The sequence below is a fragment of the Shewanella nanhaiensis genome (assembly GCF_019457885.1).
GTDB lineage: Bacteria > Pseudomonadota > Gammaproteobacteria > Enterobacterales > Shewanellaceae > Shewanella > Shewanella nanhaiensis.
Window position 1 is genome coordinate 175,047 of record NZ_JAHZST010000010.1, and the last position, 22,878, is coordinate 197,924.

Here is a 22,878-nt window from a genome sequence, read left to right on the forward strand (position 1 = left end):
AGACTGAGTAACGCAATCAACAAATAGCCATTTACATAACAATAACAAGTAAAGGTATAACATGGACACACATGCAGCCCTGTATCAACAGGGAAAAGCGCGTTTGGATATGCTTCGCCAGCTTAAAGCCCGTACTCCACACTCTCTCGAAAATAAAATGATGGAAAATGAGATCACCCGGCGTGATTTCATGAAATGGAGTGCATCAGTTACTGCCATGCTGGCGCTTCCCCTCCCATTTAGCTCTTTAGTCGCAGAAGCGGCTGAGCTTGCAGACAGAGTCCCACTGATCTGGCTTCATATGGCCGAATGTACCGGTTGTTCTGAGTCCTTGATCAGAACAGATACCCCAAACCTTGATTCACTTATTTTCGATCATGTCTCTTTGGAGTATCACGAAACCTTAATGGCCGCCTCTGGCTGGCAGGCGGAAGAGAATCTAGAACATGCAATGGAAGCCTATAAAGGCCGTTACCTCTTAGCCGTTGAAGGAGCAATCCCTACAGCCAATAACGGCAGCTTTTTAACAGTAGGCTGTAAGGGTCATACTGGACTAGAGATAATCAAACATGCTGCAGAAGGCGCTGCCGCCATTATCTCTGTCGGTACCTGCGCTGCTTTCGGTGGTGTTCAAGCCGCTCACCCTAACCCTACAGAGGCCAAAGGGGTTCATGAGGTCATCGATAAAACTGTTATCAACCTTGGTGGCTGCCCGCCCAGCGAAAAAAATATCGTTGGTACTCTGATGTACTACATCATGTTTGGCAAACTACCAGCTCTGGATATGTTTAACCGTCCTAAATGGGCCTACGGCGCTCGTGTTCATGACAACTGCGAACGCCGTGGTCGTTTCGATGCAGGTGAGTTCGTTGAAGAGTTTGGCGATCAGGGCGCTAAAGATGGCTACTGTCTCTATAAACTCGGCTGCAAAGGCCCTTACTCCTATAACAACTGCCCTACCGAACGCTTTAACCACCATACCAGTTGGCCAGTACTTGCCGGTCATGGGTGCATAGGCTGCTCAGAGCCCAACTTCTGGGACGATATGGCCGATTTCGAAAAGCCACTGGGCAGACAGCTCCTCCATGGGGTGGATGCGACAGCTGACACTGTCGGTGCCGTTATCCTTGGCGCAACAGCAGTTGGCATTGGTGCCCATGCCGTTGCCAGTATTTTTGCCAAACCTTTGGAGGAGTAATTAATGAGTCAACGTGTCGTAATCGATCCTATCACCCGTATCGAAGGTCACCTGCGTATTGAAGTTGAGGTTGATGACAATAATACGGTCACTAAAGCTTGGTCATCTTCAACCCTTTGGCGAGGAATAGAAGTTATCTTAAAAGGGCGAAGTCCGATGGATGTCGGTCTTATCGTGCAGCGTATTTGCGGTGTCTGTACTTACTCTCATTACCGCGCAGGAATTGAAGCAGTCGAAAATGCGTTAGGAACTCAGATCCCCCTCAACGCCAAGTACCTACGTTCATTAATGCAAACCTCCTTGTATATGCACGACCATATCGTGCACTTCTATCATCTTCATGGGTTAGATTGGGTTGATGTGGTATCCGCACTAAGCGCCGATCCTGCCGCTGCTGCTGCCGAAGCGATGAAGTACACCAATAAACCGATCGCTGCTGGTGAAGGCGAACTCAGGGCTGTACAAGAGAAAGTAAAAGGGTTTGTAGAAACGGGTAAGTTGGGACCATTTGCCAATGCTTACTGGGGTAATGGCACCTACAAATTCACCCCAGAACAAAACTTAATAGCTCTATCTCACTATCTCAAAGCGTTGGAAGTACAAAGAATCGCGGCTGAAATGTTAGCAATCTTTGGTGGTAAATCTCCTCATCCACAATCGTTAGTCGTGGGTGGCGTAACCTCTGTCCGAGATATGTTGAGCCCTGCTCGACTGCAGGAGTGGAAACAAAAACATGCCACCGTCACCGACTTTATACACCGAGCCTACAAAGCTGACGTGCTAATGGCCGCAACCGCGTTCAGTAACGAGCCCAGCGTACTCGGTGGTGTTAATGTTAAAAACTTCATGTCGACCAACGATTTTGTACTAGCCAATGGGGAATATATTTTTGATCAAGGCGTAATAATGGATGGCGATCTGGCCAATGTGAGCGATGTTAACCCTGATTTAATCAAGGAAGATGTAAGCCATGCCTGGTATAAATCCGATGGTCCTCAACACCCTTATGATGGAACAACAATCCCTGATTACACAGGCTTTGTTGAGCGTGAAACCGTATACGGCAAGCTGCCAACACTCGATGGCGATGGTAAATACTCCTGGGTTAAATCTCCTCGTTACCAAGACGAGCCCGTAGAGGTAGGTCCATTATCAAGCTTATTAGTCAGCTATGCCCGCGGCAATAAGGTTGTAGTTGAATCTGTTAATGGATTTTTAGCAGAAGCAGGTTTACCCGTTGAAGCTCTTTTCACAACCTTAGGTCGCACTGCGGCTCGCATGTTACAGACCTTAATTGTGGCCGAAGAGGGGGTGAAAACTTTCGATGCCATGTTGGTCAACATGCAATCAGATGAATCTACCTATACAAAACCTGTGATGGACTCAGATAAAGAGTATGCCGGTTACTCCATGATTGAAGCGCCAAGGGGGATGCTAAGCCATTGGATCCGCATCAAAGGCGGCTTAGTTGAAAACTATCAGGCCGTGGTACCTACAACTTGGAATGCAGGTCCCGTCGATGCCAATGGCAAGATGGGCCCTTATGAGGCGTCACTTATAGGCCTGACGCTAGAAGACCCAACGAAACCATTAGAAGTAATACGTATTATTCACTCGTTTGACCCTTGTATGGCATGTTCGGTACACGTTATGGATTTCAAGGGACAAGAGTTGAGTGAGTTTCGTATTTCGCCCAACGGCCAATAACAGATTAGGGAGGGATAGCAAATGAGTCATTCTGCAACCCATACTCGAACGTTAATTTTCAGTCCGGCGATCCGTATATTTCACTGGTTCAGGGCACTGTCGATATTGATTCTGGTGATCACAGGATTCTATATTTCATGGCCGTTTCTGGTTGCACCAGAAAGCAATGATGTACAGGTTCAGAGCTATATCCGTTTCGCTCACTTAGTGTTTGGCTTTCTACTGACGGCTGTGACCTTAGTGCGTTTTTATCTGTTCTTTTTCGGTAAAAGTGACATTGAGCGTCGCTCTATCCAAGATGTGCTTAGCGTGAAAAGTTGGCTCGTTCAGCTTAGATCTTACCTATGGAGTGGTCATCTACATAAAGCTGGGGTTTATGGTCCACTTCAATTTGTGACTTATGCAGCGATCTCTTTTGCTGCTCTCTTTATCTGTATCACAGGCTTAGTCCTGTACGCCAACGTCTATCACTTAGGCATGGGCGGCATGATGTGGGAACCAGCAGCCTGGATAACCGCTCAGATGGGGGGATTAGCTGAGGTCAGAATCTGGCACCACTACCTCACATGGGTATTTATTATCTTCACTGTGATCCACGTTTATATGGCTGTCTGGTCAGGGATCAGATTTAAACATAACTCTGTGGACTCGATCGTCTCAGGTTATGACTACCACAAAAAGTAGTCATCACATTAGACAATCATTGACCAAGGTACATCCATTTTTGGAATGTACCTTTCCCATTTTTTGTAGAGCAAGAAAATCAGCACAGATATCCTTAACATAGGCTGATGATTGTTAACTAGATTTACCGTTAAAAGGCAATTATTGCATGAAAGTATTGTTACTTGGGATAGGCAACGTCTTGTTCGCAGATGAGGGTATTGGTGTCCATTTTGTCAATTATATCGAAGATAACTATCAATTTACTCACTGTGACCATCAACTCGATATTACCGATGGCGGCACATTAGCCCAAGGGCTCATTCCCACCATCTGCCAATATGATTACATGATTGTCGTCGATACCGTCAATGCCAGCGGTGTCATGCCAGGAGAGGTCTACTTCTTTGATTTTGACAAGGCCCCTAGCGAGATTGATTGGCAAGGTAGCGCCCACGAAGTTGAGATGCTGCAAACCTTAAACATGATGGATATGGTCGGCGATAGACCCAAAACCTTTATCTTAGGTGTCACCCCCACTGTCCTCGAACCTATGGTACTGGGAATTACAAAACGTATTGAAGCCGCTACTCCCCTGATGGAGCAAACTCTCATCACTCACCTCGAGCTGCTCAACTTTGAATGCAAACGAGTCAATGACATCGATATTCATGACTCTATCCCTAGCTCTTACAAACGCGGAGTTTCAAACATTGAGAACTTACTATGAGAAATATTCGATTTGAATTCACCTGCTCTAGACCTGTCCCTCTTTACGCTCACCTGTGTGATCAATACCTGAAAATAGAGGGGTTATCGATCACTATCGGACTAAATAAGTTCACCTATTTTATTGAAGCAAGAGGCGATCTTAAATCACTGGGCCAACTTGCCGATCAAATTGCTCAAGACTTCTTACTTTCGGTTTGGCTTATTGATTCACAAATCTTACTCATTGATACTCCCATAGGGAGCCGAACACCGTTGACTAGTTCTATTGTTGAGCAAGAGTTTTGCCAAATCTGTGTGCCGCAATTTGGTGATAACCAATCACCACAATTTGGAGACATTGGGCTGACCTGTGAATGCTGCCAAGGACAGACTCGCTTGCAAGAGGACCACCGTTATCTATCTTATGCTGACATATCGGCTCTAGTCGACACTCTGCTCTCACAAAAAGCGCTAACGCTACCCGGCTTGCCTGCTATCACTCTCAGCCTTGATCCTGGAGTCAGCTCATCACAAAATAACCTTCTAATCTGTAACCCTAATAATTTAAATGCCCTGTTCCATTTGCAAGAGCATCATGTATTAGCCCTATCCAGTATAGAGAAACCTTGGATAACAGCTCGCCCTGTGTGTAACCACTCAAAACTAACTGCCCCTCTTTATAACTTGCACTTTGCCCATAACCGACTTTTGATCGTCATCGCTGAAAGACTTAAACAAAAAGGGATCACTTGGGTTTATTATTATTCCAATAATCCTGTTACACCTCTAGCTTGGGTTGAGTCTGGCTGGTGTGAACTTAAGTCAACTAAACAGAATCAACCGATCTTCCTTCCCTTCGCTAACATGATTGAGCCGCTTCATGATGAAGCCTGCTACAGTGGCGTCACAGCTAAGTGGAATAAGGGGAAACTCAGCTGCTGCTCAGATATCAAGACTCTAGAAGCTGACACTTTCTCTCATATCGACTCAAAAGATGCCGCAACCTGCGCCCTTCACGCGGGGAGCCTTGAATACAGCCAACAAAAAAATTGTGCAGTCCTCTACTTTAGCCAACACAACACTAACCAGATAGTCACCTTAGATGGCAAACGTAATCTTGAGTTATTTTTCTCTTTTCCAGAACTTCCCAGTACAGGTTACGACATCTATTACCAGTTAGAGCAAAGTTCACAAAGACAAGTGCTTGAAAAATTTAAACATAGCTACCCACAGGATTATATACGTCTGCTTGATCTGCATTTTGATAAGCCAACTGACAATCTGCAAACTCTCTGGGCCATCGCCGCGGTCATCCTTGGTCTCCCATCTAAAAGCTTGTCCAAAAAAGCACTCTCTGATGCTCTTATTAGCTCAGCTATGTCCCACCGAGGGGTTAATGCTCCTCGCATTGATTATCCCTTAACCAGAGGCGAAGCACACCGAAGTTTAAACTGGTGTAAAACCTTAGGCTGCTTAATGAGTTTTCGTCTCGCCGATGACAAAGAACACCATAAACTGGCGTTCGGTATGCAAGACTCGCTAGCTGATTTCATCGCAAACTGGATAGAGCATTTAGATCAAAATTTCGGCATCAAGAGTGTCATCCTCGCTGGAGATGAGTTTGCTAATCAAGTCTTAAGTCAGAGGATCTCACTTCGACTGGGTAAAAATTTCCCTCTTAAGGTTAATCGACAACTCGATATTGACGGCAATAACCTGGCCATTGGGGCCCTTTACCTAAATAAAAGAAGATCAAAAACACAAGGAGCAAGGCGGTGAATCTCAGCGCAGCTCCAATAATGACTCAATCCCTAAACCCAATAATACGCGTCTCACTGGTGATCACAGGCATAGTACAGGGGGTGGGATTCAGGCCATTTGTTTATCGTCATGCCATAGAGCTGGGCCTAAGTGGATTTGTGCTCAATAATAGCCAAGGCGTGACTATAGAGGTTCAAGGATTATCGTCCAAGGTCAATGACTTTATTCGCCAATTTAGTACGCCACCGCCACTGGCGCGCATCGATGCCATTAAGCAAACTCAATTAGCTAAGGATAGCCATAGCACTCAATTCGTCATTGTTGAGAGTCATAATGAGCTCGATGCAATAGTCTCGCTCTCTCCAGATAAAAGCACCTGTAGTGACTGCCTAGCCGAGATGAAAGATCCTACTAATCGCCACTATCGCTATCCCTTTGTAAATTGTACTAACTGCGGCCCAAGATACTCATTAATAAATGCCCTTCCCTATGACAGAAAGCACACCTCTATGGCACATTTTGTAATGTGTCAGCAGTGCCAGCAAAGCTATCAAAACCCCATGGACAGGCGATATCATGCTCAGCCCATTAGCTGCCCTCAATGTGGGCCAGTGTTGCGCTTTTTATCCCATGAAAGTTCGGTATTATTTGATAAATATCAAGCAGTAGAACATGCTGTTGAACGTTTAAAACAGGGCGACATTCTTGCCATCAAAGGCTTGGGCGGATTTCACCTTGTGTGTGATGCCAGTAATGATGACGCGGTTTGTCGTCTTAGAGAGCGAAAAAAACGCCCCAGTAAACCTTTAGCCGTAATGATGCCAAACGTCGAAATGGCGAAAACCTGGGTAACTGGCGCTGAATTCGAGTGGCAACAGTTAACGAATATTGAACGCCCCATCGTTATAATGCATCAATCAAAAACGCCTGATACAAAGCCTGATGCATATACAGCCCTCTCTATCGACCTAAGCCCATCCATTGCGCCGGGTATCGATAAACTGGGTATCTTCTTGCCCTATACACCACTTCATCAACTATTAATGGATCAACTTCAGCGTCCTCTGGTCGCCACCAGTGCCAACCGCTCTGGGGAGCCGATTATCTGCAATGCAGAAGAGATACAACGTCAACTACCTGATGTCTTCGATGGCATTCTCGACCACGATCGCCCCATACTCAACGCTTGTGATGACAGCGTAATTCAATGCATAGGCAAGGAAGTGCAGATCCTTCGCCTTGCTCGAGGTTATGCCCCTTTTAGCATGCCAATGCCTAGGAAAATCCCTTGTCATATATTGGCGGTCGGAGCGCAACAGAAAAACAGTTTAGCTTTTGCATTTGCCAACCAGATTGTTCTTAGCCCTCATATCGGCGATCTATTTTCTGTGGAAGCTGAGCAGTATTTTAACCACACCTTAGAAACTTTTGAGCGACTTTATCGATTTAACCCTCAACATATCTGTCATGATCTCCACCTTGGCTACTCCCCCTCTAAATGGGCTCAGCAACGCTGTAAGCAAGACAGTAGCTTAACGCAAATACCTGTACAGCATCACTACGCCCATATCTTAAGTGTGATGGCTACGCACCACTACACAGATAAGGTATTAGGTTTTAGTTTTGACGGCACAGGACTCGGCACCGACGCAAGCCTATGGGGTGGTGAGGCGATGATCGCCGATATCAATGGCTTTACACGGATTTGTCACCTTAAATCTTTTAGCTTAATTGGCGGCGAACAGGCGATTAACGATCCTAAACGCATCTTGCTGGCACTGCTATTTCAGCAATACTCTCTTTCTGAAGTGTTAGCAATGCCAATTAGCATCATCGACAACAGTGACCCAACTCTTATCAGTAATCTACATAAAATATGGTCGAGTGGTAGTGCTTGTATTCAAACCTCCTCCATGGGCCGTCTTTTTGATGCTGTTGCCATACTGCTGGGCTTGTTAGATCGTAACCAATACGAAGGCCAAGCTGGCATGTTGCTTGAGGCCGCGGCAAACCAGACTAGTGATTTACCTGATGAGCTTCATTTCACTCTGCCTCGTGTAAAAGATCAGTGGGACACAACTCACCTGATAATGCAGCTCATTAATGCCACAACGGCAGAGACGCTGACAGAGCAAAGAGTTGGACTTATTGCAAAAGGGTTCATGCTCTGTATCTGTGACGCTGTGTCGCAATTAGCCCTAATCTATCCATGGGCACCTGTAGTACTCAGTGGTGGAGTGTTTCAGAATCGATTTCTAAGCGAAGCCTGTCATTCACAATTAAAAAAACAGAAGAGCATACGATTAGACAGCCAAAAATTGCCGATTAATGACGGCGGTATCGCCCTTGGGCAACTTTGGTTTGGCCTACATAAAATCAATGGGGCATTAAGCAAAGCCCCCCAAGAGAGTATTAATACTTAATTTTCCTGACAAAAATCAAAGAAACTTAGTTAGATATAGACCATATTGACCAGATTGAATGAAATGGAGAAGCACCATGTGTAAAGATTGCGGTTGTTCACTGACTCGCCCCGCTCATAACAGCAACGGGCATCACCATGACCATCATTCTCATAGCGAACTACACAGTAATCCCCAGCTCAATGATAAAAAAACCTTGTCTGTGATCCATAAAATTCTCGACAAAAATGATATTGAGGCTGGCCATAATCGTGATCATTTTAACAGCCATGGCGTGACTGCATTTAACTTAATGAGCAGTCCTGGCAGCGGCAAAACCACACTGCTGGAACACTTACATGAATATACAAACCTTAAATACTCTGTAATTGAGGGCGATCTTGAAACCTCTCGCGATGCCGATAGGCTAAAAGCCAAAGGGATCGATGCTTATCAAATTCAAACCGGCTCAGCCTGTCATCTCGACGCATTTATGGTCCACAGCGCCCTACACCATATTAAACTCGACAGCCTCGATATCTGCTTCGTTGAAAATGTCGGTAATCTTGTCTGCCCCGCCTCCTATGACGTTGGTACTCATCTTAATATTGTGTTGGTTTCGATCCCTGAAGGGGATGACAAGGTCGAGAAATACCCAGTGATGTTTCGTCGCGCTGATCTAATTTTAATCACCAAATGCGATCTATTACCTCACTTCGATTTCAGCATTAGTGAGGCTAAAGCACAGATCTCCAAGCTCAATCCCAATGTCGATGTCATTGAGCTTTCCATTAAAGATCCAAGATCCATGACTCAGCTGGCCAAATGGCTTAACACGCATCAAAGAGGAGCTTAATTATGTGCCTCTCTATCCCCTCAGAGGTTGTTGAGCTCCATGAAGATGAACAGAGTGTGACGGTGGAAACGCTAGGGGTAAGACGAAAAGTCAGTGCCCATTTGATTCAAGACCCACTTGAAATTGGTGACTATGTGCTCATCCATATTGGCTTTGTTATGAGCAAGATTGATAAAAGTGATGCACTGGAAAGTATTAGCCTCTATCGAGAGATTGCAGAGAAACTCACAGCTTCGGAGTAGTTGGATGTTAGCGTTAAAGACTTTATACCAAGGGTTTAGAGATCCACAAACCTTAGCAAAACTCGCCACAATGATTGCCGATGAAGCACAACAGCTAATTGAGCCAATCAAGATCATGGAGGTCTGTGGCGGTCATACTCACACCATCATGAAATATGGGCTAAAGCAGCTACTGCCTAATAATATAGAGTTTATCCATGGTCCGGGTTGCCCTGTTTGCATCATGCCAAAAGAACGAATCGATCATGCCGCAATTCTAGCTTGTCTGCCCAATGTTATACTTGTGACCTTAGGTGACATGATTCGGGTACCTGGTTCAAAAGGCAGTCTGGCTGAATTTCGCTCTCAAGGCCATGACATCCGCCCTATTTATGATCCCCTCGATACGCTCAATATCGCTATCAATAATCCAGATAAAACCATTATCTTCTTTGCCATAGGTTTTGAAACTTCGACCCCAATGACCGCAGTGCTGCTTGAACAGGCAGAAAAAAGAGGCATAAACAACCTGCTGTTCTACATCAACCATGTCCTCGTTCCCCCAGCAATCGATGCTGTGATGGCGGATCCAGATGTTCAGGTTAATGCCTTTATCGGGCCTTCGCATGTGAGTGTGATCAGTGGTTCTAAGGTCTACCGACCCTGTGTCGAGAAGTACCAGACACCTCTAGTTGTGTCAGGTTTTGAACCTGTGGATGTGATGGAATCAATCCTAAGGATCGTCAGACAGAAAGTCCAAGGAGTGGCCGAGCTCGATGTACAATATAGCCGCGCCGTCACCGAAGAGGGCAACCTTGCAGCCCAAAACAAAAACCAAGAGACATTTGTTGTCAGAGAATCATTTCGCTGGCGCGGACTTGGTCCCATAGCAAAATCAGCACTTGCACTTAACCCAAAATATAGCCATCGAGATGCCGAAATTATCTACCGCGATCAGCTCCCCAATACTGAAATCGATGATCATAAAGCCTGTCAATGTGGTGATGTATTACGGGGAATTGTTAAACCTAAGGATTGCAAAGTCTTTGGCCGCGGTTGCAGCCCACAAACTCCTTTAGGCAGCTGTATGGTTAGCTCTGAGGGAGCATGTAATGCCTACTATCGTTACAACGGAGTGTCTTAATGTCTGAAAACAACAGCAAAACGGTTCAACTTAGCCATGGCGGTGGTGGCAAAGAGATGAGTGATCTTATTCAACAGATCTTTTTTAAGGCATTTAAGAACCCGATTTTACATAATGAAGAGGATGCAGCGCTACTGCATCTTTCAGGCGAAACAGCCTTCACTACTGATTCTTTCACCGTGGCACCACTCTTCTTCGCTGGCGGAGATATAGGCAAGCTGGCCATTGCTGGCACAGTGAACGATTTGGCGATGATGGGCGCCGAGCCACAATATTTAAGTTGCAGTTTTATTATCGAAGAGGGATTTGAAATCTCCGCCCTTAAACAGATTGTTGCCAGCATGGCAACTGAACTGCACAAGAGTGGCACTCGCATTGTCTGTGGAGATACCAAGGTTGTACCGAAAGGCTGCGCTGACGGTCTGTTTATTAATACATCCGGTGTTGGGCGCATCTTACGTAAAGGCATTTCAGTTAAAAACATCCAAGTGGGCGATGCCATCATCGTATCTAGAGATATTGGCCGACACGGCGCTGCTATTCTGATGGCCAGAGAGTCTTTAGCACTGGAGTCAACACTCACCAGTGACTGTGCCAATTTATGGCCTGTTATCGAACAGCTCATCGCTGCAAATATCGAAATCCACGCCATGCGTGATGCTACTCGTGGCGGCTTAGCAGCTGTATTGAATGAGTGGGCAGCAGCGTCCAATGTGGGGATCGATGTTCAAGAAGATGACATCCCCATCAGTGATGAAGTAAAAGGCTTATGCGAACTCTATGGCTTTGAAGCTCACGATTTGGCAAACGAAGGCACTTTCATCCTTGCCATTCCTCAGGCATTTGCTCTAGGCGTAATTGAGATAATGGCTCGATATGGCCAGAGTGAACATGCCGCCATCATAGGCTCTGTGACCGCAGAGCATCAAGGCAAAGTTGTCATCACCACTCCATGGGGTAGCCGTCGCTACTTAGATCTACCCCAAGGTGAACTATTGCCAAGGATCTGTTAGATGCATGAATATTCCATCGTATCAGCGTTAATCGAACAGTGTGAGCAGCTGGCGCTTGAAAATGGAGCCAATAAAGTCACTCGAGTCGCGATAAAGATAGGCGTGATGAGTGGTGTAGAACCTTCATTACTACAAACTGCGTTTGAAACATTTAAGCTTGGCGAGATCTGCCAAGATGCCGAACTTGAGATGCAGATCCAACCATTAGTACTGCAATGCTATGGCTGCAACAGAAGCAATCAACTTGAAGAGCGACATTTTATTTGCCCCCAATGCAAAAGCAGCGACACCAAGTTAGTAGAGGGAGAGGAGATGCTATTGATGCAGCTGGAACTTGACACTGGATAACACAGTACTAATCGGTATAAGACAGATTAAAACAAGCAGGATTAAACCTAATTTTATAAGCTACGTATATTAATGAAATGGAGTTAAAATGAAAAAAATAACCTCTTTGCTCGCACTGGCCTTAATACCAAGTTTGGCCTGGGCTCACCCAGGGCATGATGGTGTGGGTCTGTTCCATCATATGTTTGATCTACTTCCTATTGTTGCCGCCGTTATCTTGGTCGCTGGTATCTACATCTGGAAGAAGAAACAGTAAAAGTAAAAAGCTGGCATCAATGCAGATGCCAGCTTCAACTCTTTTATTTTAAACCAAGAGTTACTTATCTCGCCAAATCATCACTTGTACAGGTTCACCATTTTTACGTGTCGCACGGTACATCCCCTCAGTATTAAACGGTGTGGCGATATTGCCTCTTTGATCAAGTGCAATCACGCCCCCCGTGCCACCAGCAGTGATAAGACGCTGGTTAATCACCTCATCGGCGGCTTGGATAATAGACTTTTTCTGATACTTGACCTTAGCGCAGATATCTCCGGCCACATGATAGCGAATAAAATACTCACCATGGCCAGTGGCTGATACAGCGCACACACCATTTTCAGCATAGGTACCAGCGCCTATCACAGGCGAATCACCGATACGGCCAAAACGTTTGGCTGTCATCCCTCCTGTCGAGGTGCCAGCGGCCAGATTGCCATTTTGATCTAAGGCTACCGCGCCAACAGTACCGAATTTATAATCCAGATCCAGATAATCACGTCCCATCAAGTGGTTAGCGGCTTGGTAATCTTTTGCCGTCTCAGCAGTTTTTATCTTCTCTTTGGCATCGATAAGTTGGTTATAACGCTTGTCAGTATCAAAGTGAGTCACAGGAACTAACTGGAACCCTTGCGTGAGTGCAAACTCCTCAGCCCCAGCGCCAGATAACATGACATGAGGCGACTTATTCATCACCGCATCGGCCAAATTGATCGGGTTTTTAATATGTTTTACCCCAGCAACCGCGCCCGCATTCATGGTCTTGCCATCCATAATGGAAGCGTCCATCTCATGTTGACCATCGAAGGTATACACAGCGCCAACACCAGCATTGAAAAGTGGACTGTCCTCGAGCACATTGATTGCAGCCTGAATGGCCACAAGACTATCTCCCCCCTTTTCTAATATGCTGTAACCAGCATTGACAGCTTGTGAAAGCTTATCCCGATAAGCTTGCTCCTGCTCTGGCGTCAGGTTTGCCTTTGAGATGGTGCCCGCTCCACCATGTATCGCAATAGAGAAAGGTTTTTCATCGGCAACAACCTGAGTGGTTGATGACGATAAAATAGCCAGCAGTAGGCCAGTAATTTTAATCTTGTGATCCATTAACGTGTCCATTATTTTTATTTGTACTCTTTGTAACCATTTATAGACTTAATTACAATCATCAACTTGCCTGCATTCAATAATCTAGCGACAATGGTCACAGCATTTCTGTTACTGATTAGAGCTACCTCTTTTTGCATATACGTACATTAGCTTCATGGCCATTTAGCCTTATCTTAATCATCAGCTTACTGTGCCCCCTCTTAGCACAGGCAGAAGATTGGCTTAAATTAAACATTAGTGGCGTTTCCGGAGAATTAGATAGAAATATCAAGGCTCACTTAGGCCAATTACCAAACTCAAACGTGCAGCGGCGTGCCTTTATCTTCAACGCAGAGGATAACACCTCGGCCGCACTTCACTCTCTCGGTTACTACCATGGCAAAGTGGACCAAAAAGTATTATCACCTGAGAAAGGAGCCTGGACATTAAGCCTTATTGTAACGCCTGGTGCTCCCACATTAATCGAGTGGGTAGATATTGATCTCGATGGCGAGATCCTCAATGATCCCATCATTAGCGACTGGCTCAATGGGCTAAGCATTAAACCGGGCGATACCCTTAATCACGGTATTTATGAGCAGGTAAAGTCCCAACTTGTCACACTGGCACTCGCCCGTGGTTACTTCGATGGTAAATACACAAAATCGGCTATCACAATCAATCGCGATCTAAACACCGCTCGTATCACGCTCCACTATGACTCAGGTCAACGTTACCGAATCGGTGCCGTCAACTTTGAGGGACAGACACTCAATGATGATCTGATGAATGGTTTAGTCCCCTTCAAGACAGACAGTCCATACAGTACTGCAAATCTTGGAGCACTAAATAGAGAGTTGCTGAACACTGGGTACTTCTCCAATATTAAAGTGCTCCCTCAGGTGGATAAAGCGGTCGACTTGAATGTTCCGATTAAAGTTGAGCTCTCTCCCAGACCAAGCCACTCAATAGAGCTCGGTTTAGGTGTCGATATCGGTAACACCACAGAGAAGGAGTTCGAACCTAGAGTCAGAGTCACCTGGCGAACCCCGCAGATAAACAGTTACGGGCATTCTCAGGAGACCAGCCTAGAGTGGGCTCCCGATAAACCTAAGTTTTTAAGCACTTATACCATACCGCTCACTCATCCACTCAATGATCAGTTAAAAATAAGAGTGGGGATGTTAAGGGATAAATATGGCGTCACTCAGGTTTTTGATCCTGAAGATAACACCTTTAGAAATACCGGAGAGCTTGAGGGCAATAAACGTCTATTCGGGATCATTCGCCAACAAAAACTAGAGAGCCAATGGTTATTTAGCTACTCAGTTGAGGCGATCCGTGAGTATTACACTCAATCTGAAATCGACTACGATCCCACCTTTGTTCTGTTTGGCAGTAGCATCTCCAAGACCATACGAGGAGACAGCAGTTTAGATCCTAAATCTGGTTTCTTTCAGCACTACAGCATTGAATATGCCGATCCTTCCTTAGGCTCTACGGTGCGCCTTGCTCGGCTCCAAACTAAATATAAGTGGATCGATACTTTCTTCGAAAAACACAGAATCGTATCTAGACTCGATTTAGGGATAAATTTGGCTGCAGATGAAGATCTGCCCTTTATCCCCCCTTCACTGCGCTATTTTGCCGGAGGCGATCAGAGTATCCGTGGTTATAGTTATCAAGAGTTAGGCCCCTATTTTGAATACACCAGCAGTGACGATAAGCTAATAAGGCAGGTGATCGGTGGACGCTACCTGATGGTGGGAAGTCTAGAGTATCAGTATTACCTGACCCCATCTTGGCGTGTGGCCACTTTTGTCGATGCAGGTAATGCCTTCGATGTGGATCAAATTGACCCTATTATCTCTGTAGGTGGAGGTATTCACTGGATAACCCCAATAGGCCCCATCAAGTTTGATGTCGGTGTTGGCCTTAAAGGGACTGAAACTGACACAGTTTCCCGCCCATGGCGTATTCACTTAACCATGGGGTCAGAGTTATGAGCCAGATTCCAGAGCAGTTAGTAAAAGAGGCTAGCCAAGAGTCGTTACCCCCCCTAGCCTCTACAAAGCAAAAAGCTGGTCTGTTAACTCACTGCTGGCGAAGCTTTAAGGGCCTATGCAGGCTCTTCATCTACCTTCCGCTTGGTTTATTAATCTTAATCGCCATCTTAATTGGTACCGATTTCGGCAGCAGGATCACGGTATTTCTGGCAGATGCATTCATCCCCGACCTCGACATCACCTATGTGAGCGGCACCATTAATAGCCGCCTTGAGGTGAAAGATACTCACTGGGGAATGGACGGTATTGCTGTCGATGTAAAATCGCTACAACTGACATGGCTGCCCATGTGTCTATTGAGAAAACAGCTATGTGTTGATGAGCTTGTTGCATCAAATATTCAGGTAGAGATTGACACTGATAAACTTTCAGAAAGTGAAGCCGCAGACACTCCCTCCCCTGACAACCTCCAAACCGAGAATGAAGAGAATGTGGAGATCCAACTTCCTTTTGGGATCGATCTTCAACATGCCTCTCTAGCGGGAGTCAAGGTCAGAGTCGATAATATGCAGTTTAATGCCGAGCAGTTACAAACACAGGCTCAATGGCAGCAAACAGGCATAAGAGTTAACCGGCTTAATAGCCAAGGTCTGTTAGTCTCTATTCCCTTAGAGAGTAAAAACTCTGAAGTCAACACAGTAGAGCAGAAGGAGAGCGAGTGGGCCATGGCTCATCTTCCGGAAGTGTTTATGCCAATTCCGGTATTTGTCTCCGATGCCAAGTTCACTGACAGCTTACTTAAACTGGGACAACGACAGGACAACTTCAAACAGATCAAGCTACAGGCCAGTTATCACAGTTTTCTCGTTCATGTTGAGCAGCTTGAGGTTGAACACACCTACGGTAACGCGAGTCTAGCAGGTGAACTCTCCCTTAAAGCTGACTACCCTATGGCACTCTCTGCTGCATTTGATGCTCAGCACATCGCTGAATTACCAGAGCTAAATCCACAAAAACTCACGATAAAAGCAGAAGGTGGTTTTGATAAACTCGCCATTACAGCAACAGGCTCCGGTCACATTGATCTTTCGCTCGATGGGGATATTGCACTTTCATCGCCAACACTGCCCTATCACCTGAAACTTAAGAGTAAGCGATTAACTTGGCCACTCGACAATCCCCTCTATAAAGGTGAATCGATTAACTTATCGAGTCAAGGCAGTTTGAGTCACCAGTCAGTCACGCTCACTGGCCTTTTCAATACGCCCTATCAACCTCAACTTGATATCGATACTGCGTTTGAACATACAGCTCAGCAAATAGAGATAGGCCACCTGAATGCCAAAGGGAGTATTGGCGAACTTACCGCTTCAGGCAGTGCCAGTTATGGAGATCAAATTGGTTGGGACGCTGATATTAAGCTCAATCAATTTAAGATGGAACAGTTGGTTTTGGAGCTGGAAAGCCCACTACCAGCAAGCTCTATTAGCGGTCAGCTCCATACTCAAGGCACATTGGACAGTAAACAGTGGCAGGTAGGGATAGCCCAATCGGATCTGCACGGTGAAATACAAGGTTATCCATTCGAGCTCTTAGGTGATGTCACCATCAATAATAAGTTAAGCCTCAGTGCAAACAGCCTAACAATTAATGCCCTGCAATCGGTTTTACATCTCTCTGGTGCGGTAAAAGATACCTGGGCTGTAAATGCCTTATTAGATATTCCAGATCTAGGCCTCTGGCACCGGGATGCTTCAGGAAGTATTAAATCAAACATTAAGGTTTCTGGACAGAGCAGTCACCCGCAAATAGGGATCATAGCAGATGCATTAGATCTGCAATTTGATCAGTTCGAGCTTGAACACGCTCAAATCAAAGGCAACTATCGACCGCTCGATACCCATGAATTTGCACTCTCAATGAATGCCAAAAAACTCACTTGGGATGATATCGATATTGACTCAGTCACCTTAGGGGCGAAAGGAAACGAGAAGGAACAAAAACTAAGCTTACAAAGTTTCGGTGAGTTACAAGTCGACTCAAAAATGTATTCACGTTTCGACGCTAAAACAGAGAAACTGACCGCAGAGATACATACCTTTAGTGTTAACTCCATAATGGGTCCTTGGTCACTTGAAGCCCCCTTCGATATCACTTGGCAAAACCGTGAACAATCAGGCCTAGTACAGCCCTTTTGTTGGCAACATAAAGAGGGCAATTTATGCCTTAATGATCCCGCAGAACTCGGCGTTAAAGGCGATGCCAGTATTAACTTTAGCGGCGACTTAGGCTCTGTGCTCACCCCTTTCCTACCCGATAACTTCGCTTGGGAAGCGCCAGCTAAACTCAACACCCAGCTTGCGTGGCAACCAGGAGGTAAACCCACAGGTTTCTTGACCCTTAACTTTGAGCCTGGGCATATCAGCCTTAACAACAATAATCGTCAATTAGATATAGGCTACAAACAGTTAAACATACAAGCTTCCCTCGATGAGAAAAAACTGTCGACTCAGGTAAGCTTTGATTCCCATGATATCGCCAGTTTAGAGGGACAACTTGATATTAATGTGACCCCAGACAGAACACTTTCAGGTTACACAAAACTGCATCAGATCAACTTAGAGGCTTTATCGGAGTTTATGCCACAACTTGAGCGTCTCGCTGGCAAGATCTCCAGCGAACTCACCATAGGCGGTACCTTAAGCAAACCCGATATTTCTGGCGAGATAGCACTAAAACAAGGCGAGCTACTTATCACAGCTAACCCAACGCAACTAGAAGATATCGACCTCTCCCTTACACTCTCAGGGCAGAAAGCTAACGTTGATGGAAGCTGGCTTATGGGAGATGGTAAGGCGACACTCGATGGTGTTATCGATTGGGGAGGTGATGAACTAAATGGAGATATCTCATTTAATGGTGAAGATCTGGCCATAATTCAACCGCCTCTAGCCTTACTCAATGTATCACCTGCTCTCAAAATACAGTTTAAGAAACAGAACCTAGATATTCAGGGCGTTATCGATATTCCCTCAGGAAATATCAAGGTAGTTCAACTCCCTGAAGGCGGCGTAGCTGAATCCAGCGATGTGGTATTTGAAGACAGCATCTCCTCTGGTGAGAAGGAGCAGACACCGCTAGCCATCACCTCAAATATTCAGATTAATGTAGCAGATAAGCTCAAAATTGATGGCATGGGCTTGAGGGGTAAACTCACAGGCACACTGGATCTAAAACAGGAAGCGTTTAGGCCGCCTCAGCTCTACGGCGATATTCGAGTCGTTGACGGTAACTATAAATTTATGGGGCAAACACTGGAGATTAAAGCCGGTGAAGTGCAATTTATTGGCCCACTCTCTATTCCCAATCTAAATATTGAGGCGGTCAGAGAGATCAAAGAGGAGGATGTGGTTGCTGGAGTTAGGATCACCGGAACTCCATTAAAACCGATCGTGACACTATTCTCATCGCCAACAAAAGAGCAAGCGGAGATCCTCTCCTACATCATAAAAGGGACAGGTTTTCACAGCAATGACAGCGATCAAAACAGCAGCCTAATGATGGGCGCCGCATTAACCTTAAGTAACCAATTAGGCGGCGGAGCTGTGAATAATATCGGTAACTCAGCAACAACGCTTATTGAGAAGATGGGCTTTTCAAACGTGCAGCTTGATGCCAATGATGATGGTCGAGTGGCGATCAGTGGATTTATCGGTGAAGACTTGATGGTAAAATACGGTGTTGGCGTGTTTAACCCCGGTTATGAGGTGACAGTAAGGTATTACCTACTATCACAGCTCTACCTCGAGACGGTATCTGGAACCGTTGAACAATCTCTGGATATCTACTACAACTTCGATATTGACTAAGATAAGCAGACACAAAGCGGATTTACTGCCATCCTTGGCAAATCTACACAGATGTTCTGACCGCCAAGGATGGTGGAAATGCCAATAAATGAAGGGAACATTTATGGCCAGACATAAAGCAGATTTACTGCCATCCTTGGCAAATCTGCATAAATGTTCCTGACATAAAAAAACCGCAGAAAGCGGTTTTTTTTCAATCCCTAACTGGAATTAATCAGCCAGTTGAGCTTGACTATTCTTAAACCTTTGCCACACCTTGCCACTATTAATGCCATAACTGCGCATCAGTGCTGGTATCGCATTATGATTTTTCTCTTCAGCGAGCTGTTGCAGCGCTTCATAAAACTCATAGGCCAGCTCACGGGCTTTATCAATAGCAAAATAATCTTGACCCACACGACTATAAAGACCTTTAAAGCCATTCAAAATCAACACATAAAGTGGATTACCTGAGTTATAGGCTAAAGTGTGGTGCAACTGGTAATCAAACTCTACATAAGCTTTAGGATCGTTATCGAGTAAGGTGATCTCTTTTAACGCCTCTAACACTTTTTCAGGGTTATGGCGTACGGCACCTTTAAAATAGATTGCACTGATATTGGTTCGAGCAGAGAGCAACTGCTCTAATAAAACAGGCTCACCAGCAGGGTTTAAATCAGCAATCGTCTCAAGTACATTTAACCCTGACGTTTCCCAAATATCGTTCACTTTAGTAGGCTTACCGTGTTGAATCGTCAACCAACCGTCACGTGCTAAACGTTGTAGCACTTCACGTAGTGTGGTTCTCGTCACGCCTATCAGCTCAGATAACTCTCTTTCAGCCGGTAATATTGAACCTGGTGGAAACTTCTCCTCCCAGATAGAACGGACAATATACTTCTCAGCAAAACTCGCAGGTCCCTTGGCTTCGATAATATCTTTGTTTTTTGCCACGGTCGGAGCTTTTTGGACTATCGTCATCAGGGTCGTTTTCCAAATTTGATTCACATTATATTATCCACTGATCATACCAGAGAGAGGATAAATGGAAACCTTTCTAGATCAAAACAGGTTAAGATCAAAGATTAAAGTCCCAAAACACAGGAAAATAAGACGCAATTCATTAATGGAGAGAATTTTTTCCTGCTGAATTCGACAATTTAAGATTTTTTTAAGGTATTAGATGTTAGTAGGCTATTAAACACTAGCCTCTTTGAGCTAGACTTGTGCGGCTTAAAAAATGGTGGTCTCAAACTACTAATCATAATATCTATCAATTTTGAGAGGATGACATGCCTGTGACTATGAGTCAGGCGTTTATTGATAACTTCTTAGGTAATTCTCCTAAGTGGTTCAAAATCGCAATTTTATCATTTTTAATCATTAATCCGATTGTGTTTTATATCAATCCGTTTGTAGCGGGATGGTTATTGGTCATTGAATTTATTTTCACTTTGGCCATGGCATTAAAATGCTACCCACTCCAACCCGGCGGATTACTTGCTATTCAAGCAGTAGCGATAGGCATGACCTCTCCCAGCCAAGTTTTCCATGAAATAGAAGCAAACTTAGAAGTATTACTGCTATTAGTCTTCATGGTTGCTGGTATCTACTTTATGAAGCAGCTACTTCTGTTTGGCTTCACTAAGATGATCACTAAGGTAAGGTCTAAAATAGTCGTTTCCTTGATGTTCTGTACTGCCTCAGCATTTCTGTCGGCTTTCCTAGATGCATTAACGGTTATTGCTGTGATTATCGCCGTCGCAGTCGGTTTCTACTCTATCTACCATAAGGTTGCATCGGGTAAAACTTTCAATGACGATCACGACCACACTTCTGATGGACAGAAACAGTTGTGCGAAGAGGAGCTCGAAGCGTTTCGTGGCTTCCTGCGTAACCTACTGATGCATGCAGGTGTCGGTACCGCATTAGGCGGTGTATGCACTATGGTCGGTGAGCCACAAAACTTGATCATTGCTGCGCAAGCTAATTGGCAGTTTGCCGAATTTGCGATACGCATGTCCCCTGTAACAGTCCCTGTGTTCTTTGCGGGTATATTTACCTGTTTCCTTGTGGAGAAATTTAAAATATTTGGCTATGGGCTACAGCTACCAGAAGCCGTACACAAAATTTTATCTGACTATGAAGCTCATGAAGATGCGAGACGCACCAACCATGACAAGATGAAGCTGGTTGTACAGGCATTTATCGGAATTTGGTTGATTGTAGGTTTAGCCCTTCACTTAGCTTCTGTAGGTCTTATCGGTCTGTCCGTTATCATCCTAGCAACCGCTTTTAATGGTGTAACCAATGAACATGCATTGGGTAAGGCATTTGAAGAAGCGCTACCTTTTACTGCATTGTTAGCCGTTTTCTTTGCAGTAGTTGCCGTGATTATCGATCAGCAACTGTTTGCTCCTGTGATCCAATGGGCACTAAGCTATGAAGGTAACACTCAATTAGTGATCTTCTATATCGCCAATGGGCTGCTCTCTATGGTCAGCGACAACGTGTTTGTTGGCACTGTCTACATCAATGAAGTTAAAGCTGCACTTCTGTCTGGTCAAATCACTCGTGATCAGTTTGACCTATTGGCTGTAGCCATTAACACAGGCACTAACTTGCCTTCGGTAGCAACACCTAATGGTCAAGCCGCCTTCCTGTTCTTGTTAACATCAGCCATAGCTCCGCTTATTCGCCTCTCCTATGGACGTATGGTGTGGATGGCTCTGCCATACACTATCGTACTCTCTATCGTAGGTGTGCTTGCAATTGAGCTTGGTGGATTAGAACAGATGACCCAGTACTTTTACGATAACCAGATTATTACCCACCACTCGATAAAAGATCTGGTTGAACCTGCAGTGTCTTCACACTAACGTCGAGAGTAAATTCAGTGTAAACTGAACTTTATCAGGTTACAAAAGTCTTAAAAACGCCCTCATTGGGCGTTTTTTATTAATGAATTAGGGAGAATTTAGTCTTGAACCCAGTCACTCAATTTGCACAATCTCGTCTTGCTTGGCTTATTTTGGCCGGTACCGCTCTGGGCCTTGAACTGTGTGCACTCTTCTTTCAATACGTGATGAAGCTCGATCCCTGTGTGATGTGTATCTATCAACGTCTCGCGATATTTGGGATTTTGGCTGCAGGCTTAATCGGCATCATAGGGCATAAAAATCGCTTTATGCGCCTGATAGCCATTTTAGGCTGGTCTGTCAGTGCCGCATGGGGATTAAAGTTGGCACTTGAGTTAGTTGATATGCAGACTAATCCATCCCCTTTCTCTACCTGTTCATTCCTACCCGAATTTCCAACTTGGATGCCACTTCATGAATGGCTCCCATCACTATTTATGCCTACCGGTATGTGCACCGATATCCCTTGGGAGATGTTTGGGATCACCATGGGTCAATGGATGATAGGTGCGTTTACGGCATATTTAATCGCACTGGCTGTTTTTGCCATTCCAGCATTGAGCAAAACCCGTTAAAGCTCGAATATCTGATACTAATTGGTATTAACAGTAAAGAATCCACCTTCTGAAGAAGGTGGCTTTGCATTAGCCCCCTAAAAGGGGGCGTTGTCTACTTCAAATCTAATTGCGGCTGCTCCTGTTTTTCAACCTTTTCTTGATGCCTTACATATCTTC

Annotated in this window: 18 protein-coding genes and 1 pseudogene; 16 read left to right on the plus strand and 3 right to left on the minus strand. The window is 45.0% G+C overall.

The genetic code is table 11. From position 1 onward, the window contains the following. Positions 1-61 precede the first annotated feature (61 nt). The 12 genes from hyaA (at position 62) to K0625_RS14845 (ending at position 12,280) form a co-directional block, all read left to right on the plus strand. Positions 62-1,198, plus strand: coding sequence for a nickel-dependent hydrogenase small subunit (hyaA, locus tag K0625_RS14790; protein WP_220110392.1), 1,137 nt, complete (start codon positions 62-64; stop codon positions 1,196-1,198). A 3-nt stretch (positions 1,199-1,201) separates the two neighbouring features. Beyond that, on the plus strand, positions 1,202-2,905 hold the full coding sequence (gene hyaB / locus K0625_RS14795; protein ID WP_220110393.1) for a nickel-dependent hydrogenase large subunit: 1,704 nt from the start codon (positions 1,202-1,204) through the stop codon (positions 2,903-2,905). A 21-nt stretch (positions 2,906-2,926) separates the two neighbouring features. Then, positions 2,927-3,589, plus strand: coding sequence for a Ni/Fe-hydrogenase, b-type cytochrome subunit (gene cybH / locus K0625_RS14800; RefSeq protein ID WP_220110394.1), 663 nt, complete (start codon positions 2,927-2,929; stop codon positions 3,587-3,589). A gap of 148 nt (positions 3,590-3,737) precedes the next feature. Next, the gene (locus tag K0625_RS14805; RefSeq protein WP_220110395.1) at positions 3,738-4,298 is read left to right on the plus strand and encodes a HyaD/HybD family hydrogenase maturation endopeptidase; all 561 of its coding nucleotides are present in this window, start codon (positions 3,738-3,740) and stop codon (positions 4,296-4,298) included. After that, positions 4,295-6,058 carry a Kae1-like domain-containing protein gene (locus tag K0625_RS14810; RefSeq protein WP_220110396.1) on the plus strand — a complete coding sequence of 588 codons (1,764 nt, stop codon included), beginning with the start codon at positions 4,295-4,297 and terminating at the stop codon, positions 6,056-6,058. The genes K0625_RS14805 and K0625_RS14810 overlap by 4 nt, the downstream gene beginning before the upstream one ends. Further along, complete coding sequence (gene hypF / locus K0625_RS14815; RefSeq protein WP_333473857.1) at positions 6,055-8,463, plus strand: carbamoyltransferase HypF; 2,409 nt, start codon at positions 6,055-6,057, stop codon at positions 8,461-8,463. Before K0625_RS14810 ends, hypF begins: the two co-directional genes overlap by 4 nt. Positions 8,464-8,539: 76 nt before the next feature. After that, entirely contained in the window at positions 8,540-9,298 is a 759-nt protein-coding gene (hypB, locus tag K0625_RS14820; protein WP_220110397.1) for a hydrogenase nickel incorporation protein HypB, read from the plus strand. Between the two features lie 2 nt (positions 9,299-9,300). Continuing rightward, on the plus strand, positions 9,301-9,540 hold the full coding sequence (locus K0625_RS14825; protein ID WP_220110398.1) for a HypC/HybG/HupF family hydrogenase formation chaperone: 240 nt from the start codon (positions 9,301-9,303) through the stop codon (positions 9,538-9,540). A 4-nt stretch (positions 9,541-9,544) separates the two neighbouring features. Beyond that, positions 9,545-10,663 carry a hydrogenase formation protein HypD gene (hypD, locus tag K0625_RS14830; protein WP_220110399.1) on the plus strand — a complete coding sequence of 373 codons (1,119 nt, stop codon included), beginning with the start codon at positions 9,545-9,547 and terminating at the stop codon, positions 10,661-10,663. Continuing rightward, positions 10,663-11,676: a hydrogenase expression/formation protein HypE gene (hypE, locus tag K0625_RS14835; RefSeq protein ID WP_220110400.1), complete on the plus strand. Its 1,014-nt coding sequence runs from the start codon at positions 10,663-10,665 to the stop codon at positions 11,674-11,676. Before hypD ends, hypE begins: the two co-directional genes overlap by 1 nt. After that, positions 11,677-12,024 carry a hydrogenase/urease nickel incorporation protein HypA gene (hypA, locus tag K0625_RS14840; RefSeq protein ID WP_220110401.1) on the plus strand — a complete coding sequence of 116 codons (348 nt, stop codon included), beginning with the start codon at positions 11,677-11,679 and terminating at the stop codon, positions 12,022-12,024. A gap of 88 nt (positions 12,025-12,112) precedes the next feature. Continuing rightward, on the plus strand, positions 12,113-12,280 hold the full coding sequence (locus K0625_RS14845; RefSeq protein ID WP_220110402.1) for a hypothetical protein: 168 nt from the start codon (positions 12,113-12,115) through the stop codon (positions 12,278-12,280). 60 nt (positions 12,281-12,340) lie between these two features. Here the strand turns inward: K0625_RS14845 and K0625_RS14850 are convergent, their stop codons facing one another. Continuing rightward, complete coding sequence (locus K0625_RS14850) at positions 12,341-13,390, minus strand: isoaspartyl peptidase/L-asparaginase family protein (protein ID WP_232847115.1); 1,050 nt, start codon at positions 13,388-13,390, stop codon at positions 12,341-12,343. Positions 13,391-13,524: 134 nt separating this feature from the next. Between K0625_RS14850 and K0625_RS14855 the strand changes: the two genes are divergently transcribed. Together K0625_RS14855 and tamB are read left to right on the plus strand one after the other, a co-directional pair. Next, positions 13,525-15,378, plus strand: coding sequence for an autotransporter assembly complex protein TamA (locus K0625_RS14855; protein ID WP_220110404.1), 1,854 nt, complete (start codon positions 13,525-13,527; stop codon positions 15,376-15,378). Further along, positions 15,375-19,247, plus strand: coding sequence for an autotransporter assembly complex protein TamB (tamB, locus tag K0625_RS14860; protein ID WP_220110405.1), 3,873 nt, complete (start codon positions 15,375-15,377; stop codon positions 19,245-19,247). Before K0625_RS14855 ends, tamB begins: the two co-directional genes overlap by 4 nt. A 210-nt stretch (positions 19,248-19,457) precedes the next feature. Here the strand turns inward: tamB and fadR are convergent, their stop codons facing one another. Continuing rightward, positions 19,458-20,207, minus strand: coding sequence for a fatty acid metabolism transcriptional regulator FadR (gene fadR, locus K0625_RS14865; RefSeq protein WP_220110406.1), 750 nt, complete (start codon positions 20,205-20,207; stop codon positions 19,458-19,460). 311 nt (positions 20,208-20,518) lie between these two features. On the opposite strand from fadR, the gene nhaB reads away from it, so the two are divergent. Continuing rightward, a complete protein-coding gene (gene nhaB / locus K0625_RS14870; RefSeq protein WP_220110407.1) occupies positions 20,519-22,105 on the plus strand; it encodes a sodium/proton antiporter NhaB in 1,587 nt (528 codons plus the stop codon). Positions 22,106-22,209: 104 nt separating this feature from the next. After that, positions 22,210-22,719: a disulfide bond formation protein DsbB gene (gene dsbB, locus K0625_RS14875; RefSeq protein WP_220110408.1), complete on the plus strand. Its 510-nt coding sequence runs from the start codon at positions 22,210-22,212 to the stop codon at positions 22,717-22,719. A gap of 94 nt (positions 22,720-22,813) precedes the next feature. On the opposite strand, the pseudogene K0625_RS14880 reads toward dsbB, so the two are convergent. Continuing rightward, positions 22,814-22,878, minus strand: a pseudogene (locus tag K0625_RS14880) (IS200/IS605 family transposase); the annotation flags it as partial.